Source organism: Phenylobacterium sp. (assembly GCF_036402295.1).
In the GTDB taxonomy this organism is placed as follows: domain Bacteria; phylum Pseudomonadota; class Alphaproteobacteria; order Caulobacterales; family Caulobacteraceae; genus Phenylobacterium.
Window position 1 is genome coordinate 1 of sequence record NZ_DASWTE010000265.1, and the last position, 16347, is coordinate 16347.

The 16347-nt window shown below is 69.8% G+C and carries 18 protein-coding genes; 10 read left to right on the forward strand and 8 right to left on the reverse strand.

Annotation, left to right across the window (positions count from 1 at the left end):
• Nucleotides 1-560: hypothetical protein (locus tag VGD44_RS16255; protein ID WP_331088957.1), on the forward strand; the 560-nt coding region annotated here is incomplete at its 5' end.
• 1 nt (nucleotide 561) lies between these two features.
• Here the strand turns inward: VGD44_RS16255 and hisN are convergent.
• Nucleotides 562-1374, reverse strand: coding sequence for a histidinol-phosphatase (gene hisN, locus VGD44_RS16260; RefSeq protein WP_331088959.1), 813 nt, complete (start codon nucleotides 1372-1374; stop codon nucleotides 562-564).
• Nucleotides 1375-1406: 32 nt separating this feature from the next.
• The gene (locus tag VGD44_RS16265) at nucleotides 1407-1799 is read right to left on the reverse strand and encodes a helix-turn-helix transcriptional regulator (protein WP_331088961.1); all 393 of its coding nucleotides are present in this window, start codon (nucleotides 1797-1799) and stop codon (nucleotides 1407-1409) included.
• 145 nt (nucleotides 1800-1944) lie between these two features.
• Here VGD44_RS16265 and VGD44_RS16270 point away from each other — a divergent pair, with 145 nt between their 5' ends.
• Nucleotides 1945-2817 carry a lysophospholipid acyltransferase family protein gene (locus VGD44_RS16270; protein WP_331088963.1) on the forward strand — a complete coding sequence of 291 codons (873 nt, stop codon included), beginning with the start codon at nucleotides 1945-1947 and terminating at the stop codon, nucleotides 2815-2817.
• A 4-nt stretch (nucleotides 2818-2821) separates the two neighbouring features.
• Here the strand turns inward: VGD44_RS16270 and VGD44_RS16275 are convergent, their stop codons facing one another.
• From VGD44_RS16275 to VGD44_RS16295, 5 genes are all read right to left on the reverse strand, one after another.
• Nucleotides 2822-3310 (reverse strand): DUF2267 domain-containing protein, encoded by a 489-nt coding sequence (locus VGD44_RS16275; protein ID WP_331088965.1) that lies wholly within the window; start codon nucleotides 3308-3310, stop codon nucleotides 2822-2824.
• A gap of 67 nt (nucleotides 3311-3377) precedes the next feature.
• Nucleotides 3378-3596 carry a DUF2093 domain-containing protein gene (locus tag VGD44_RS16280; RefSeq protein ID WP_331088967.1) on the reverse strand — a complete coding sequence of 73 codons (219 nt, stop codon included), beginning with the start codon at nucleotides 3594-3596 and terminating at the stop codon, nucleotides 3378-3380.
• A gap of 27 nt (nucleotides 3597-3623) precedes the next feature.
• Nucleotides 3624-5066 (reverse strand): exodeoxyribonuclease VII large subunit, encoded by a 1443-nt coding sequence (gene xseA / locus VGD44_RS16285; protein WP_331088969.1) that lies wholly within the window; start codon nucleotides 5064-5066, stop codon nucleotides 3624-3626.
• Nucleotides 5067-5078: 12 nt separating this feature from the next.
• On the reverse strand, nucleotides 5079-5930 hold the full coding sequence (locus VGD44_RS16290) for a metallophosphoesterase (protein ID WP_331088971.1): 852 nt from the start codon (nucleotides 5928-5930) through the stop codon (nucleotides 5079-5081).
• Between the two features lie 257 nt (nucleotides 5931-6187).
• Nucleotides 6188-6691 (reverse strand): GcrA family cell cycle regulator, encoded by a 504-nt coding sequence (locus tag VGD44_RS16295; RefSeq protein WP_331088973.1) that lies wholly within the window; start codon nucleotides 6689-6691, stop codon nucleotides 6188-6190.
• A 221-nt stretch (nucleotides 6692-6912) separates the two neighbouring features.
• On the opposite strand from VGD44_RS16295, the gene VGD44_RS16300 reads away from it, so the two are divergent.
• Nucleotides 6913-7731: an ABC transporter permease gene (locus VGD44_RS16300; protein ID WP_331088987.1), complete on the forward strand. Its 819-nt coding sequence runs from the start codon at nucleotides 6913-6915 to the stop codon at nucleotides 7729-7731.
• A 4-nt stretch (nucleotides 7732-7735) separates the two neighbouring features.
• On the opposite strand, the gene VGD44_RS16305 is transcribed toward VGD44_RS16300, so the two are convergent.
• The gene (locus VGD44_RS16305; RefSeq protein ID WP_331088975.1) at nucleotides 7736-8590 is read right to left on the reverse strand and encodes an AraC family transcriptional regulator; all 855 of its coding nucleotides are present in this window, start codon (nucleotides 8588-8590) and stop codon (nucleotides 7736-7738) included.
• Between the two features lie 219 nt (nucleotides 8591-8809).
• Between VGD44_RS16305 and VGD44_RS16310 the strand changes: the two genes are divergently transcribed.
• The 7 genes from VGD44_RS16310 to VGD44_RS16340 form a co-directional block, all read left to right on the forward strand.
• Nucleotides 8810-9244, forward strand: coding sequence for a hypothetical protein (locus VGD44_RS16310; protein ID WP_331088976.1), 435 nt, complete (start codon nucleotides 8810-8812; stop codon nucleotides 9242-9244).
• Nucleotides 9245-9314: 70 nt separating this feature from the next.
• The gene (locus VGD44_RS16315) at nucleotides 9315-10241 is read left to right on the forward strand and encodes a LysR family transcriptional regulator (RefSeq protein WP_331088978.1); all 927 of its coding nucleotides are present in this window, start codon (nucleotides 9315-9317) and stop codon (nucleotides 10239-10241) included.
• A complete protein-coding gene (locus tag VGD44_RS16320; protein WP_331088981.1) occupies nucleotides 10238-10609 on the forward strand; it encodes a metalloregulator ArsR/SmtB family transcription factor in 372 nt (123 codons plus the stop codon). Before VGD44_RS16315 ends, VGD44_RS16320 begins: the two co-directional genes overlap by 4 nt.
• A gap of 16 nt (nucleotides 10610-10625) precedes the next feature.
• Entirely contained in the window at nucleotides 10626-10979 is a 354-nt protein-coding gene (locus tag VGD44_RS16325; RefSeq protein WP_331088983.1) for a metalloregulator ArsR/SmtB family transcription factor, read from the forward strand.
• 285 nt (nucleotides 10980-11264) lie between these two features.
• On the forward strand, nucleotides 11265-14252 hold the full coding sequence (locus tag VGD44_RS16330; RefSeq protein ID WP_331088989.1) for a TonB-dependent receptor plug domain-containing protein: 2988 nt from the start codon (nucleotides 11265-11267) through the stop codon (nucleotides 14250-14252).
• A gap of 144 nt (nucleotides 14253-14396) precedes the next feature.
• Nucleotides 14397-15620, forward strand: coding sequence for an aspartate aminotransferase family protein (locus VGD44_RS16335; protein ID WP_414694678.1), 1224 nt, complete (start codon nucleotides 14397-14399; stop codon nucleotides 15618-15620).
• Nucleotides 15617-16347: ornithine carbamoyltransferase (locus VGD44_RS16340; RefSeq protein WP_331088985.1), on the forward strand; the 731-nt coding region annotated here is incomplete at its 3' end. The genes VGD44_RS16335 and VGD44_RS16340, both read left to right, overlap by 4 nt.

The following is a 16347-nucleotide window of genomic DNA, read 5'->3' on the forward strand; positions in this document are numbered from 1 at the left end:
CAGCGCCGAAGCCGGCCCCGACCCCGGTCGCCGCTGCTCCGGCCGCGAAGCCTGCCGCTACGAAGAAGCCGGCCGCGAAGAAGGCGGCCGCGCCGAAGAAGGCCGCTGCCCCGAAGGCCGCCCCCAAGGCGGCCGCCAAGCCGGCTGTGGCCAAGGCTCCGGCCAAGCCTGCAGCCGCGAAACCCGCAGCCGCCAAGGCCGCCCCGGCGAAGGCTGCCGCAGCGAAGAAGGCCGCGCCGGCCAAGCCTGCGGCGAAGCCCGCGAAGGCGGCTCCGGCCAAGGCGGCGGCTCCGAAAGCCGCGGCGAAGCCGGCGGCGGCGAAGGCGGCTCCCAAGGCGGCGGCGAAGAAGGCCGCGGCCAAGCCGGCGGCGAAGCCGGCCGCGAAACCTGCGGCGGCGAAGGCGGCCCCCAAGGCCACGGCGCCGCAGAAGACCCCGGCCAAGGCGGCCGCAAAGCCTGCGGCGGCGAAGCCTGCGGCAGCCAAGCCGGCTGCCGTTGCGAAAAAGCCAGCGGCTGCGAAGAAGCCCGCCGCCGCCAAGAAGGCGCCGGCCAAGAAGTAGGTCAGACGGCCGCCCGCTTCAGGGCGACCAGCGCCTCGTCCAGGCAGGCGCGGACGCCCGCGATGGCGATCTGGCCGCCGTGTCGTCCCACGGGCTCACCCCGCCAGTCGGTGGTGAGCCCGCCCGCGCCGGTGATCAGCGGGATTGCGGCCTCGATGTCCCAGCTTTTCAGGCCAGCCTCCACCACCAGGTCCATTGTGCCTGCCGCCACCATGGCGTAGGCGTAGGCGTCGCAGCCCAGCCGCGCGAGCCGCGCCGCCGCGCGCACCTGCCGCCAGGCGCCCAACTCGGCGCCGGTGAAGCAGGTCTCGGGATCGGTTGTGGCGATCAGGGCGTCTGTCAGTTTGGGACAGGCCCGCACCTTCAGCGCCCGCTCGCCGGCCGGCGAGATCAGCCGCGAGCCGCCGGCGTGGCCGATGTAGAGCTCGGAGAGGTAGGGCTGGCCGATCGAGCCCAGCACCGGCTCGCCCTGGAAACGCAGGCCGATGAGGACGCACCACAGCGGCAGGCCGGAGATGAAGGCCCGCGTGCCGTCCACGGGATCCAGCACCCACACGAACTCGGCGTCGGGCCGGTCCTCGCCGTACTCCTCGCCGATCACGCCGTGTTCCGGGTAGCGCTGCGAAATGAGCGCGCGGATCGCCCGCTCGGCGCCTTTGTCCGCCTCGGTGACCGGGTCGAAGCCCCGGTCCTCCAGCTTGTTCAGCAATCCGTGGGCGCCGCGGAAGAGAGGCAGGATGGCCTGCGCGGCGGCGCTGTTCAGCTCGATGCAGAAGGCGTCGAGCGCGGCGAGGCGGGCTGGGTCGAGGGACATGCCCCCCGTTTAGCCTGCCTCGCGTGAAGTCGTTAGGCCTCGATCTCTCCGTTCATCGCCTTGGCGAGGTCGAGCAGGCGGCGGCGGGGCCGTTCGCCCAGCTGATAGTACGCGTGGATCAGGTCCTGGGTTTCCTTGCTCGCCAGCGTCTCGCTCGACGACGCCGTGTCGCGCTCCATGCTTTCGCGCTGATCGCGGGTCAGGCCCTCGTAGAAGTAGCTGATCGGCACCTCCAGCACCTCGGCAAGCTGCCACAGGCGGGCCGCCGACATCCGGTTGGCCGCGCACTCGTACTTCTGGATCTGCTGGAAGCGAACACCGCAGGCGTGCGCCAGCTCCTGCTGGGTCAGGCCCAGGAGGCGGCGGCGGCGGCGCAGACGCCGGCCCAGATGGATGTCGATCTCGTCCATGGAATCCCCGACCATGATTTCCCTTCGTCCCGCATCGGGACTCCGTGGTTGAGACATCGCAATTCGCACGCCAGCACCCTCCATTGCCCGCCAAGGGCTACCATGCCTAACAAGGTAAATGGGCTCCCCTAAACACTCATACGCGACAGTCGCGATTTGGATGCTTGAGGCTGTGCTGTTTGATGCAGCTACAGCCCTCGCCCGTCTATTTCTTATTGATTCTGTGTCGAATTTTGGCGCCCGTGTGTTCCGGACCCTCGGGCCGTTGACAAGCGCGCATCGGGTTGCGGAGCGGAACCTCCGGATCGCGTTTCCGGACGCCGGCGACCCTGAAATTAAGCGACTCCTCCGGGCCCAATGGACTGAACTCGGTCGATCTCTAGCCGAATTCACGATCGTAGACCGTATCGTGGCCGACACAGGCCGGCTCGAAATCGATGGCCTGGAGCGGCTCCAGGCCATCGCCGCCGGCGCGGGGCCGGTGGTGTTCATTTCCGGCCATTTCTCGAATTTCGAGCTGATGGCCGCCGCCATGGTGCGCGCCGGGGTCAAGGTGCAGGTCACGTACCGCGCCATGAACAACACTTATGTGGACGAGCGCGTACGTCGCGTTCGCTACCGCTACGGCGTGCGCCTGTTCGCCCCCAAGGGGCTGGAGGGCGCTCGCGAGCTGATCAGGGCGCTGGAGCGTGGCGAATCCGTGGCCTTGATGAACGACCAGAAGTTCAACGGCGGCGTCGAGGCGCCCTTCTTCGGCGTCATGGCCCACACCGCACCGGGGCCGTCGACCTTCGCCCTGCGGTTCGGCATCCCGCTGCAGCCGCTCAGCGTGCAGCGCATCGGCGATGCGGCGCGGTTCCGGGTGATCGTCCACGATCCGATCATGCTCGAGGACACCGGCGACCGGCAGGCCGATGTCGAGGCCGGCGTGCGGAAGATCAACGCCTTCGTCGAGGACCGCGTGCGCGCGCGGCCGACGGAGTGGTTCTGGGTCCATCGCCGCTGGCCGAACGAGGTGTATCGGCGGCGCTAGACGCTCATGGCCGATTCTCGAGCGGCTCCGCGGATGTCGCTTTTCCCATAGCCGGACCCAGTTCTTCCACGTTCTCCCAGGCCGTGCGGATCGGGTGGGGCAGCGCGCCGCGGACCTTCTCGATCTGGCCGGCGGGCAGATGTCGGCTCAGAACCGCGAAGACTGCGTTCACCGCATCCTTCGGGTCCACCGGCCGCGTGTCGCTGAGCCACTCGGCCACCTCGGCATGGAACTGCTCGAGGTTGCGGCAGGCGCTGGGCTGTCTTGCCGGCTGGTACTGGTCGTAGTAGGCGCCGCGGATCAGCATCGGAAGTTCGGCGCCGAGGTGGGCGGCCAGCTGTATGGGCAGCCGGTCGCGCAGCTTGTGCAGCACCACCGACAGCACTTTCCACGCCACCTGCCGATCCGGGCCGATGACGGCCATGATCTCCTTCAGCCAGGTGTTCGTCGTCTGCAGGGTCTTGTCGAAGACCTCGAGGCCATTCGCGCTCATGATCGCCTCCTTCAGAGGATGGCGAACAAACCGGCGCCAGGCGGCCCTGTTCCAAGGCTGGCGCTTGCTAGCCGCGCGTCTCCTGCCAGCGCTTCAGAGACTCGGCGGGGCCGGCGTAGGCCTCCTGGAGCTCGGGGCTCCAGTAGCGGAGCTGCTCCAGCGGGATCTTCTGGCCGGTCACGGCGCACAGCACGTAGCGGCCCGGGCGCAGCACGGCATAGTCGCCGTCGCCGTAGTGCAGCTTGGCGAGGTCGTTGGCCCCGAGGTTGCGATCATGGGCGTTCATGGGCGCTATGTAGCGCGCTGAGGGGCTTCAGAACAGGTCGCCCTGGTCGGTGGCCGGCGCCTTGCCCTTGCGGGCCGGCCGCTTGGCGAGCGTCGGACGCTCGGCAGGCTCGCCGTCGATCACCGCCTGGCGCACCGTGTCGGCGAAGGTGATGGCCACCTCCTCGCCGCTGGCCAGGAGTGCGCCGTTCATTACCAGCGAACCGTCCATGCGCGCCACGCGGGCGAAGCCGCGCTGCAGCGGCCGGTCGGGGTCGACCGAGACGTAGAGCTTTGAAAGCGCCCCCAACCGCTCGGTGGCCCGGTCGAGACGGCGGACCGCGGCGGGCTGCAGGCGCACGGCCACGGCTTCCAGCCGCTGCTTCTGCACCGCCTGCGGGCGTTGCAGCAGCAGCGGCGAGAGGCGCGAAGACACCCGGACCAGGTCGCGCTCGTGGGCGCCCTGGTTCTTCGTCAGCCCCGAGGCGAGTCGGCCGGCGACGACGCCGAAGCGCTGGGCCGCCAGTTCCACCAGGTCGGGTACGCGCCGCAGCGCCCGGTTGGCGTGTTCGATGCGCACGCGTCGGTCCTCGACCACCCGGCCGCCGCATCGGTGCATGCGGGCGCTGAGGTCCGAGACCAGCGCCTTGAGCTCGGCCAGCACCGGCGTGGCCATCTCCGCGGCGGCCGTCGGCGTCGGCGCGCGCCGGTCGGAGACGAAGTCGATGAGGGTGGTGTCGGTCTCGTGGCCGACGGCGCTGATCAGCGGGATCGACGCGGCCGCCACGGTGCGGGCCAGAGCCTCGTCGTTGAACGGCCAGAGGTCCTCCACCGAGCCGCCGCCGCGCGCCACGATCAGCACATCGGGCCGCGGGACCGGGCCGCCTTCCGGCAGGGCGTTGAAGCCGCGGATGGCGTTGGCCACCTGGACGGCCGCCGCATCGCCCTGCACCACCACGGGCCAGACGATGACACGGCAGGGCCAGCGGTCGCGGATGCGGTGCAGGATGTCGCGGATCACCGCTCCGGTGGGGCTGGTGATCACGCCCACGACGGCCGGCATGTCCGGGATGCGCCGCTTCCGCGCCGCCTCGAACAGGCCCTCGGTCGCCAGCTTCTGCTTCAGCCGCTCGAGCTGGGCCAGGAGGGCGCCGACCCCTGCCACCTCCATGGTCTCGATGACGATCTGATAGCGCGAGCCCTGAGGGTAGGTCGTGATCTTGCCGGTAACGATCACCTCCAGCCCGTGCTCCGGTCGCACCGACAGGCCGCGCACCGCGCTTTTCCACACCACGCCGTCGATGGCCGAGCGGTCGTCCTTCAGCGTCAGGTAGACGTGGCCGTTCGAGTGGTGGGTGACCTTCGAAAGCTCGCCCCGCAGCCGCACGAAGCCGTAGGCGTCCTCCAGCGTCCGCTTCAGCGCGAAGGCCAGCTCCGAGACGGAATAGGGCTTCGCGTTGCTGGCTTCGTCTTGCAGGGGCGCGTCGGTCATCTCACGCGGAAGCTAGGGGCGCCCGCGCAGGGTCACAATCACGAACTCTGGCGGGGCGCGGAAGCGGACCGGGAGGATCGAGGTGCCGAGCCCGCCGGTCACGAACAGCTTGCGGCCGCCCTCGTCGTACAGACCGCAGGCCCACCGCGCCGAACCGTGCGAGGCGTGGACCTGCCGGCCAAGGATCGGGAAGTCCACCTGGCCGCAGTGCGAGTGACCGGCCAGGGTCACAGCGACACGCGCCGGGACCTGGGGAAACGGATCCGGCCAGTGGCTCAGCAGGATGACGGGCTCGCCCGGCGGGACCTTGGCCAGCGCGGCCGCCGCCGACGGCTTGGCGCGCCGCGAGTCCAGGTCGGCGAGGCCCGCGATCCAGAAGGGGCCGCCCGGGCGGTCCACGCGCACCGCGTCGTTCTCGAGCACGGTCACCCCCGCACGGCGCAGCGCCTGCTCGATCGCCGGTCCGTCGTACCACCAGTCGTGATTGCCCAGCACGCCAAGGCGCCCAAGCGGCGCCTGCGCGGCGCCCAGGACGGCCACGCCCCGCAGGACGGCGGACCGCTCGGGCGCGGCCCGCACAGCGGCGGGCTCGTGGCCGCCCGCGTAGTCCCCGAGGTAGACAACCACGTCCGGCCGTTCGCGCGAGAGCCGCGCCACGACCTGCGTCACCCGTTCCGGCGTCACGTGCGGTGAGCCGACGTGGGTGTCGGACAGGACGGCGATGCGGAGCGGCGGCCCGGTCCAGGCGGGCGAGGCGACCGTGATGTGGCGGGCGATCGTGATCTTCGGTTCGGCGAGGAAGGCCCAGACGCCAAGGACCCAGAAGACGGCCATCACGCCGGCGATGATTCGCGGGGCCCGCATATGCCGGGTCCATAGCCACCACATGGCCAAGGGGCCGAGGGCGGCGCCGGTCCAGGCGAGGGCGATCAAGGGCGCGTGGTCCGGTGGGCGATCATGGCGCCGCTTCTACAGGCCGCATGTCCAGAGCGCGTCATGCGCGGTGTGCAGGCCAGAAGCAGAAAGGGACGCGGCCGGGACCTTAAGCAAGCTGGCGCAGGCTTCGGTTCCGGACGCGTCCCCCATCCCCAACGGATAGACGTACCGCTCTCCAGCGGATCTCAGATGTAGCGGCGCAGGCTCCGGGCGAGCTCGGCGGCGCCGGACTTCTTCTTGGCCTGGGCCGGCTGGTAGGCGACCTGGGCGTGTTCGTGGCAGTAGGGGCCGTTCTCCTCGGAGCGGCGGCCGCAGAAGGTGAAGGTGTCGAGGGACGGATCGCCGATCGGCCACTTGCACATGTGGGCGCCCAGGGTCAGCACCGTGGCGGTGCCGGGGCGCTCGTCCACGTAGCGCACCGGCGCGGGCGCTGGATGGGCCGACGCGGGCTCGGCGATGCGGCGCGGGGCCGACGGGGCCGCCGAGGCCGGACGCGCCGGGCGCGGAGCCTTGAACACCGTACGCTGCGGCTTGGACGGCGTGGCGCGGCCCGAGAGGCCCAGCCGGTGGACCTTGCCGATGACTGCGTTTCTAGTGACGCCGCCCAGTTGTTTTGCGATCTGGCTGGCCGAAAGGCCGTCCTGCCAGAGCTTCTTCAGAAGTTCGACGCGTTCGTCGGTCCAGCCCATGGTCACGCCTCCCACCCAGAGGTCCGGCGCGCCCCCAAGACTGCGCCGGTAATCAACATCTTGTGGCGACCAGCTCTCTCGCTGCCCACCAGCCACTATCAGTAGTAAACAACTCGCTAAGAGCCACAATAGGCGCCATCGGGTTATGCACAGGAGACTAGATGTTGAGTCGGCAGGAGGCGCCCTTGCGCCCCGACGTCGCACAGCGCACATCTCGGCCCATGCGAGACCTGCCGATCGTCGAGACGACCCTTCCGCCCCAGCCGCGCGCGTACCACGGGGTGAACTGGGAAGGGCTCAAGACCCTCTACGTCCGCGAGGTCCGCCGTTTCATGAAGGTGGGCATGCAGACCCTGGCCGCGCCGGTGGTGACGGCGCTGCTCTACATGCTGGTGTTCGTGGTGGCGGTGGGCGGCAGCCGCGAGGTGCACGGCGTGGCCTACGGGACCTTCGTCGCGCCCGGCCTGATCATGATGCAGATCCTGTCGAACGCCTTCGCCAACTCGTCGTCGTCGCTGCTGCAGGCGAAGTTCAACGGCCTGATGGGCGACTTCCTCACCCCGCCCCTGACGCCGGGCGAGCACGTCGTGGGCTTCGGCGGCGGCGCGGCCACGCGGGGCATCGTCGTGGGCCTGGTCAGCCTCGTGGCGATCCTGCCGTTCGCCCGACTGCCCGTGGCCCAGCCGTGGGCGATCGTCTACTTCGGCCTCGGCGCGGCGCTGATCATGGGCTTCATCGGCATCATGGCCGGCCTGTGGAGCGAGAAGTTCGACCACATGGCGGCGGTGACCAACTTCGTGATCATGCCGATGACGTTCCTGTCGGGGACGTTCTACCTCGTCGAGCGGCTGCCCGAGCCGTTCCGGACGGCCAGCCACTTCAACCCGTTCTTCTACCTGATCGACGGCTTCCGCTACGGGTTCATCGGCCAGGCCGAGAGCAACCTCTGGATCGGCGCAGCGATGACTGCAGCGCTGGTGCTCGCCCTGGGCTGGACCTGCCTGTGGATGTTCAAGGTCGGCTACAAGATCAAGACCTGAGGGCTCAAGCCCGCGCGACCTCCGAAGGCGTCACGCCCAGCAGGCGGCGCATCCACCGGGCCAGGTGGCTCTGGTGCGCGAAACCCGTCTCCAGCGCCACCTGGGCGATGGACAGCCGGCGGTCCAGCAGCAGCGCCCGGGCGCGCTGCACGCGGCGCTCCATGACGTAGGCGTGCACCGACTGGCCCATCGTGCGGCGGAACAGCGTCGTCAGGTGCGGAATGCTCATGCCCGCGACGTCGGCTAGCGCCTCGAGGCTGAGCTCGCCGTCGAGGTTCGTCTCCACGTAGTCCACGATCCGGCGGATCTGCGGCTTGGATAGCGTCTGGCGGCCGGCCGCGCCGACGATGGCGAAGCTCTGCAGAAGGCGGGTGGTGAGCGCGGTGGCCAGGCTGTCGGCGTAGATGCGGCCGGCCGGCGCCGGCGCCGCGATCTCGGCCACCAGCGCGCGCACGATGTGCTCGACCAGGGCGTCCCGGCCGCCCAGCCGCGGCGCCAGCTCGGCGCGGCCGCCAGGCAGGGCCAGGGCCTCGGCCGTGGAGGTGACCAGCTGGGGGGCGAGCCGGACCGAGACCATGTCGCAGGGCGCATGGTCCTCCCAGAACCCTGAGGCGCCGGCGGGCACGATGTCGAAGTCGTAGGGCGACTGGATCCGCCGCTGGGCGACGCCCTCACAGGCGCAATCGGTGGGCACCTCGGGCGTCAGGTAGAAGATCAGCCGATGGTCGGACGTGACCATGCCCGGATAGCGCCCGGGCGTGGCGTGCACCTCGGTCGCCGAAAGCAGGCCCCATTGGCGCGAGCGGCCAATGGAGAGCGTCGGCGGGGCCGTGTCCGGGAACTTGAACGGATAGGTCATCAGACTGTCTCGGCTGCAAGACCAACGCCAGAATCCTCCAGAGTCAAAGGTCAACGGCCGTTGCGCAGCCCGTCATCATCGGATCGTGCTCAATCGCCTCGGAACGTGCGCGACCGGTCGGCCGGGTCGGGGGCACCGTCGGGTCGTTGCATGAGGACCCCTCGCAAAATGACCGTCGCCGCCGCTTCCTCCAACGCATCCCAACCTCTGCGGGGCTCGTTGTCGCGTCTCCTGATGGCGGGGCTCGCCGGCGGCGCGGTCGACTTCTTCTACGCGTCGGGGATGGCGCTTTCGCGGGGCAATCCCCCGATGCGTCCGTGGCGGATGGTGGCGAGCGGCTGGATCGGGCGGGACGCCGCGGAGGGCGCGTTCCCCATCGTGCTGGGCGTCGTGACCCACTTCGGGATCGCGCTCTGCATGGCCGCGGCCTACATCCATCTGGCCATGCGCGTTCCCGTGGTCGCGGCCCGGCCCTGGGCTACGGCCACGATGTACGGCCTCATCCTCTACGCCGTCATGTACCTGGGCGTCCTGCCCCTGCGCTTCGGCAATCCGTGGCAGTGGCGCGGCACGCTCTCGATCCTCGACCTCTTCGCCCATATCGGCGTGGCCCTGGCGATCGTCGCGATCGCGACGCGCCGGCGGCCGCAATAAACCCCAAGCGGGGCCGAGCGGGCCGGACCTAAGGAATGCGCATGCACCTCAGTCACCCCATGGTTCTCCGATGAAGCGTTCGGCCGAGGCCTCGGCGGCCCAGGACATCGCCGCCCTGCGCTCCGCGCTCATGGTGCGCGAACATCTGGGCTTCCGGCGTGCGTCCGAGGTGCTGGGGGTCAACCCCTCGGTCCTCTCCCGCCGCGTGCTGGCGCTCGAGGACGCGCTGGGAGTCTCGCTGTTCCAGCGGACCCCCGGAGGCGCCAGGCCCACCGGCGCCGGCGAGCGCTTCCTCACCGAGGTGGAGCGCGCGCTGGAACTCCTCACCAAGGCCGCCGTCCGCGCCGGCGCGGCCGGACGCGGCGAGGTAGGCCGCCTGCGCCTGGGCCACGTCTGGCCGGTCACCGCGGGCCCCGCCGAGGCCCTGCTGCGCACCTACCGCCGGACCGCCTTCGACGTCGAGCTGGAGCTGCAGGTCGGCTCGGCCGCCGAGCTGGTGGCCGCCGTCCTCGATCGCGAACTCGACGCCGCCCTCATCGACGTCGAGGACGCGCCGCCCGGCCTCGACCGCCTGCTGCTGTGGTCGGAGCCGTGGCTGGTGGCCAGGTCGCTGGATGCCCCCGACGAGCCGCTGGGCCAGGCCCCGGTCCTGTGCGCCGCCGGGGACGATTGGAGCCGCATCCAGCGCCTGGTCGCCGAACGCGGGGCCGCCCGCGCCGGGGTGCGCGTGCAGATGACCTCGCATGACGGGGTGCTGAGCCTGGTCGCGGCCGGCGCCGGCCACGCCATCGTGCCGCAGAGCGTGGCGCACGCGACCCGCGCCTCGGTGGCCTTCGCGCCGCTGCCGGGCCAGGCGGCGGGCCTGCGGCTGACCGTGGCCTGGCGCAACGACCACGACAATCCGGCGCTGCGCCGGTTCGTGAGCCTGCTCCGCACCACGGCCTTCGACGCCTCGCCGGTGGTCAAGCCGCTGCGCGCCGCCGGCTGGCAGCGATGAGCGCTCCCAACGGACTGGGCGACGTTGGCGCCGCGCTGGACGCCCTGGGCGATCCCACCCGCCGCGACCTCTATGAGCGGATCCTGGCGCGGCCCTCGCGCATCGCGGGCCTGGCCGCCGCCGTGCCAGTCACCCGCCCGGCGGTGTCGCACCACGTGCGCGTGCTGAAGGACGCCGGCCTGGTGCGGGAGGAAGACGGCCTGCTGGTCGCCGTGGTCGACCCGCTGCCGCAGCTGCGCACCTATTTCGACCGCCTGTGGTTCGAGGCCTCGGTGGGCGAGGGGTGGCTGCGCGAGCGGTTCGCGGTGTCGCGCCGCCTGTACGCGCTGGGCGTCGAGGCGCCCGTGCCGCGCACCCGGAGCGCCTGATGAAGTCCGCCGCCTGATGGACGCGGGGTCCTCGCTCGGCGAGGCCTGGCGCACGGCGGCGAGCGAGACGCCGGCCGCCCTCTTCCGGGCGCTGGCCGACCCCACGCGGCGACGACTGGTCGAGCGGCTGGTGGCGGGCCCGGCCTCGGCCAGCGAGCTCGCACGGCTCCTGGGCTTGGCGCGCGTCAATGTCAGCCATCACCTGAGCGTGCTCGCCGAGTCCGGCCTCGTGGACCTGCGGGCCCGCCGCGCGGCGGTTCGGCCCGAGGCCCTGACCCGCCTGCGCCGCTACTTCGACCTCGCGCTCACCACTGCGGCAATCAGCTTGCCGGAGGTGGGCCAGACTGTGGCGCGCGAAACACAGAAATAGAAAAAACAAAGGTCATAGTTTGCTGATTCTTTGCAGAAATCGGTAATTCGCGACCGAGAGTCGTGCGTGTTGCTTGTCACGCACCGTCTGTTGCTTGACTGTCGATTGACCCTCTTTGTCACACACCCGTAATTCCCGATCACTTGGTCCCGCTGGGGGACCTGAAACCTTCTTGTGGGGAGCGGCGCCGCCAACGGGCGGGGGACCGCGGAGGGATCTTTGATCGTGAAAAGCCAATCCGTACGCGCGCGTCTTATGGCGTCTTCTATGATCTGCGGCGTGGCGATGGCCACCGCCGCAGGACCGGCCTTCGCCCAGGCGGCCGCCGGGGCCGACGAGGTGGCCGAGGTGGTGGTCACCGGCACGCGCATCCCGTCGCCCAACCTCGAGAGCGTCAGCCCCGTGACCGCGGTGAGCGCCGCGGAAATCAAGGCGACCGGCGTGACCCGGGTCGAGGACATGATCAACTCGCTGCCGCAGGCCTTCGCAGCCCAGGGATCGTCGGTATCGAACGGTTCGACCGGCACCGCCACCGTCAGCCTGCGCGGCCTGGGCGCCACGCGGACACAGGTCCTTATCGACGGCCGCCGGCTGATGCCCGGCACGCCCAACACGCTCGGGGCGTCCCTGGCGGCGGACATCAACTTCATTCCCTCGGCCCTGATCCAGCGGGTCGACGTGCTGACGGGGGGCGCCTCGGCCGTGTACGGCGCCGACGCCGTGGGCGGTGTCGTGAACTTCATCATGAACCGCAACTTCGAGGGCGTGCGCGTCGACGCGCAGTACGGCATCTACCAGCACGACAACGGCAACAGCGTCGCGCAGGTGGTGCGCGACTCGGCGGCGGCTTCGAGCCAGCCGGGCTTCTTCACCCTGCCGAAGGACAATGTCCGCGACGGCGAGATGAGCCAGGTGACCCTGGTGCTCGGCGTCAACTCGCCGGACGGCAAGGGCAACGTCACCGCCTACGCCGGCTACCGTCACGTCGAGCCGATCCTGCAGGGCAACCGCGACTACTCGGCGTGCTCGCTGTTCTCCGGCACCCCCGACTTCAGCCAGTTCGGCTGCGGCGGCTCGGGCACCGCCTTCCCGGCGCGCTTCGGTCCGTTGAACGGCGGCAACATCGTCGACACTTCCGGACCCGGGAACACCTTCCGGACCTCCACGGGCGCCGACGTCTACAACTACGGTCCGACCAACTACTACCAGCGTCCCGACGATCGTTACGTGCTGGGCGCATTCGCCGAGTATGAAATCGCCGACTGGGCCACGGCCTACATGGACGTGATGTACATGGACGACACGTCCACGTTCCAGATCGCGCCCGGCGGAATCTTCGCCGGCACGTTCTCGGTCAACTGCGCCAACCCGTTCTTGTCCGACCAGCAGCGGGGCCGCCTGAACGCAAGTGCGCAGACGGGCGGCGGCACCTGCCTCAGCAACCCCGCCGGCACGTTCACGGGCACCGTCGCTCGCCGCAACGTCGAGGGCGGGGGCCGTCAGGGGCGCATGCAGCACCAGCAGTACCGCTATGTCATCGGGTTGAAGGGCGACCTGAACGACAACTGGAACTACGACTTCGCGATGCAGTACGGCCGCGTGTCGTTTAATCAGCTGCAGACCGGCTTCTTCCGCACGTCGGCCATCAACAACGCCCTGAACGTGGTGTCGGTGAACGGCACGCCGACCTGTGTCTCGGCATTGCCGGGCGGCGCTGATCCGGCCTGCGTGCCGTACAATATCTTCCAGGTCGGCGGTGTGACCCAGGCCGCCCTGGACTATCTGGAAACGCCCTCGACGACGGCGGGCAACCTGTTCGAGCGCATCGTCAACTTCTCGCTGGGCGGTGACCTCACCGACTACGGCGTGAAGTCGCCGTGGGCCAACGACGGCGTGGGCGTGTCGATCGGCGCGGAGTACCGCAGGGAGCAGCTGGACTTCGCATCCGACTTCATTTCGTCCTCGGGCGACCTGAACGGGTCCGGCGGCGCCGCGCCGCCGGTGAATGGCTCGTTCGACGTCTACGAAGTCTTCGCAGAAAGCCGCATCCCGCTGGTGCAGGACGCGCCGTTCGCGAAGAACCTGACCCTCGAGCTGGCCTTCCGCTACTCCGACTACTCGACGATCGACACCACCGAGACCTACAAGATCGCCGGTGACTGGGAGCCGATCGACGGCCTGCGCATCCGCGGCGGCTACAACCGCGCCGTTCGTGCCCCGCACGTCCTCGAGCTGTTCGCGCCCCGGAACGTGCTGCTCGACGGCACGCAGGACCCCTGCGCGGGGCTGGCCGCGAGCGACCCGCTGGTGGCCCGCTGCGCCCAGGCCTTCGGCCTGACCACCGCCCAGGTGCTGGCGATCGAAGCGAACCCGGCCAACCAGTACAACGGCCTCCTGGGCGGCAATCCGGACCTGGATCCGGAAACCGCCGACACCTACACGGTGGGCTTCGTCTGGCAGCCGTCGTTCCTGCCCGGCCTCAATGTCTCGGTCGACTACTTCGACATCAAGGTGAAGGACTTCATCTCGGGCATCGGCGCCGACACCATCATCAACCGCTGCGTACAGACCCTCGACCCCTTCTTCTGCGGTCTGGTCCAACGCGACGGCGCCGGCTCGATCTGGCTGTCGAACCAGGGCTTCGTGGTCGACACCACGCTGAACACCGGTTCGCTGTCGACCACCGGCTTCGACGTGAACCTCGGCTACCGGATGGATCTGGAAGACGTCGGCGTCGCCAACGGTGGCGGCCTGAACTTCAACTTCGTCGGGACCTACCTCGACACGCTGAAGACCCAGAACTTGCCTGGCGACCCGGCCTTCGACTGCGCGGGCTACTACGGCACCATCTGTTCGGTGTCGGGCGGTTTGTCGGCCCCGAACCCGGAGTGGCGCCACAAGGCCCGTGTGACCTGGACCACGCCGCTCGAGTTCGGCGACTGGTTCAAGGACTTCGCGCTGTCGCTGCAATGGCGCCACTTCGACAAGGTGACGCTCGACGCCTATTCCGACGACCCGGCGCTCAACAACCCCGGCATCCAGTACGAGTCGGACCGCGTCCTGAAGGCGCGCGACTACTTCGACCTGTCGGCTTCCTGGACGATGCGCGACAACCTCAACTTCCGCGCCGGCGTGAACAACATCTTCGATGTGGACCCGCCGCTCACCGGTTCGTCGAACTGTCCGACGGGCCCCTGCAGCGGCAACACCTGGCCGCAGGTCTATGACGCCTTCGGCCGCTACGCCTTCATCGGCCTGACCGCGGACTTCTAGCCCGGCCGCGCGCGGCGCTCCCGGCTGCGGGAGCGCCGCCTTCGCAAAACATTGACTTGGCGGCGCTTCGAGACGAAAACGCCAAGCCTTCCGGTCCCCGGCGCCACGCGTCGGGGACGCTTCCTTTTGAGGAGGGCTTCCCCCGTGGCCGAGACGACCACCGCCCCCGTTCCCAGCGATCACATCATGGGCGTCTACGCGCGCGCCCCGCTGGCGTTCGAGCGAGGCGACGGCGTGCGTCTCTACACCGCCGACGGCGAGGAATACCTGGACTGCATGGCCGGCATCGCGGTGACCGCGCTGGGCCACAACCATCCCAAGCTGGTGGCTGCGGTTAAGGACCAGGCCGAGAAGCTCTGGCACACCTCCAACATCTTCCGCATCCCGCAGCAGGAGAAGCTGGCGAAACTGCTCACCGACAACACCTTCGCCGACGTCTGCTTCTTCACGAACTCGGGCGCCGAGGCGATCGAGTGCGCGATCAAGACCGCACGGAAGTACCATTGGTCGAAGGGCCAGCCGGAGCGGATCGACATCATCGGCTTCGACGGGTCGTTCCACGGCCGGACCATCGCGGCGATCTTCGCGGCCAACAATCCCAGCTACGTGGAAGGCTTCGGCCCGCCGCCGCCCGGGTTCGTGGGCGCGAAGTTCGGCGATCTTGAGGGTCTGAAGGAACTGGTCGGCCCGACCACCGCCGCGATCCTGCTCGAGCCCGTGCAGGGCGAGGGCGGCGCGCGCTCGTGGACCGAGGCCGAGCTGAAGGCGATCCGCCAGCTCTGCGACGAGACCGGCACGCTGCTGATCTACGACGAGATCCAGTGCGGCCTCGGCCGGACCGGCAAGCTCTTCGCTCACGAGTGGGCCGACGCCCCGCCGGACATCATGGCGGTGGCCAAGGCGCTGGGCGGAGGCTTCCCGGTCGGCGCGTGCCTCGCGACCGCCGAGGCGGCCCGCGGCATGACCCCGGGCAGCCACGGCTCGACCTACGGCGGCAACCCGCTGGCCATGGCCGTCGGCGTGGCGTCGGTGGAAGAGCTGGTGAAGCCCGAGCTGCTCGCCCACGTGCGTGAGGTGGCCGGCTACCTGAACCAGCAGCTCACCGGCCTGAAGGAGCGCTTCCCGGACGTCGTCCTCGACATCCGCGGCAAGGGCCTGCTGATCGGCGTCAAGCTCGCCACGCCGAACCGCGAGTTCATGCAGCACGCCCGCGACCAGCACCTGCTGATCGCCGGTGGCGGGGACAACTGCGTGCGCCTGCTGCCGCCGCTGGTGCTGTCGCTCGAAGAGGCGCGAGAGGCGATCCAGAGGATGGAACGCGCCTGCGAGGCGGCCCAGGCCAAGGCCAGAGCGGCGGTGCCGGCATGAGCCGGCCCGTCCGCCACTTCCTCGACCTCTGGAAGCTGGACGGCGCAGACCTCCGCACCATGCTGGAGGACGCCAAGGCGCGGAAGGCCGCCCGCGCCGGCTGGCCGCAGGGCCGGACCGACGCGGACGCGCCCGGGCGCGAGCGGACGCTGGCGATGATCTTCGAGAAGAACTCCACCCGGACGCGCTTCTCGTTCGACGCCGCCATGCGCCAGCTGGGCGGCGACGTGATCATCTCCAACGCGGTCGACATGCAGCTGGGTCGCGGCGAGCCGATCGAGGACACGGCCCGAGTGCTGAGCCGCATGGTCGACGCGGTGATGATCCGCGCCAACGTCCACGAGGAGGTCGAGCGCTTCGCCCACTGGGCCACCGTGCCGGTGATCAACGGTCTCTCCGACCGGGGCCACCCGTGCCAGCTGCTGGCCGACCTGATGACGTTCGAGGAGCACCGGGGCCCGGTGGCCGGGCGCACGCTCGCCTGGGTGGGCGACGGCAACAACATGTGCTCCAGCTTCATCCAGGCCGCAGCCAAGCTGGACTTCAAGCTCAACATCGCGACGCCCGCCGTCTTCCATCCCGACATGATGGACCTCGCGCGCGCCGCCGAGCTGCAGGGCCGGATCATGACCACGCACGACCCCCGCGAAGCCGTGCGCGGGGCCGACTGCGTGATCACCGACACCTGGGTCTCCATGGGCGACACCGACCATGACGAGCGGATCGA

Excerpts from the sequence above, each read along its gene's own strand:
- VGD44_RS16295 (WP_331088973.1), bottom strand. The coding sequence starts at position 6,691 with ATGGGCTGGACCGACGAACGCGTCGAACTTCTGAAGAAGCTCTGGCAG.
- VGD44_RS16275 (WP_331088965.1), bottom strand. The coding sequence starts at position 3,310 with ATGAGCGCGAATGGCCTCGAGGTCTTCGACAAGACCCTGCAGACGACG.
- VGD44_RS16325 (WP_331088983.1), top strand. The coding sequence starts at position 10,626 with ATGGACGCGGGGTCCTCGCTCGGCGAGGCCTGGCGCACGGCGGCGAGC.
- VGD44_RS16320 (WP_331088981.1), top strand. The coding sequence starts at position 10,238 with ATGAGCGCTCCCAACGGACTGGGCGACGTTGGCGCCGCGCTGGACGCC.
- VGD44_RS16315 (WP_331088978.1), top strand. The coding sequence starts at position 9,315 with ATGAAGCGTTCGGCCGAGGCCTCGGCGGCCCAGGACATCGCCGCCCTG.
- VGD44_RS16300 (WP_331088987.1), top strand. The coding sequence starts at position 6,913 with ATGCGAGACCTGCCGATCGTCGAGACGACCCTTCCGCCCCAGCCGCGC.
- VGD44_RS16280 (WP_331088967.1), bottom strand. The coding sequence starts at position 3,596 with ATGAACGCCCATGATCGCAACCTCGGGGCCAACGACCTCGCCAAGCTG.
- xseA (WP_331088969.1), bottom strand. The coding sequence starts at position 5,066 with ATGACCGACGCGCCCCTGCAAGACGAAGCCAGCAACGCGAAGCCCTAT.
- VGD44_RS16305 (WP_331088975.1), bottom strand. The coding sequence starts at position 8,590 with ATGACCTATCCGTTCAAGTTCCCGGACACGGCCCCGCCGACGCTCTCC.
- VGD44_RS16290 (WP_331088971.1), bottom strand. The coding sequence starts at position 5,930 with ATGCGGGCCCCGCGAATCATCGCCGGCGTGATGGCCGTCTTCTGGGTC.
- hisN (WP_331088959.1), bottom strand. The coding sequence starts at position 1,374 with ATGTCCCTCGACCCAGCCCGCCTCGCCGCGCTCGACGCCTTCTGCATC.
- VGD44_RS16270 (WP_331088963.1), top strand. The coding sequence starts at position 1,945 with ATGCTTGAGGCTGTGCTGTTTGATGCAGCTACAGCCCTCGCCCGTCTA.
- VGD44_RS16330 (WP_331088989.1), top strand. The coding sequence starts at position 11,265 with ATGGCCACCGCCGCAGGACCGGCCTTCGCCCAGGCGGCCGCCGGGGCC.
- VGD44_RS16265 (WP_331088961.1), bottom strand. The coding sequence starts at position 1,799 with ATGGTCGGGGATTCCATGGACGAGATCGACATCCATCTGGGCCGGCGT.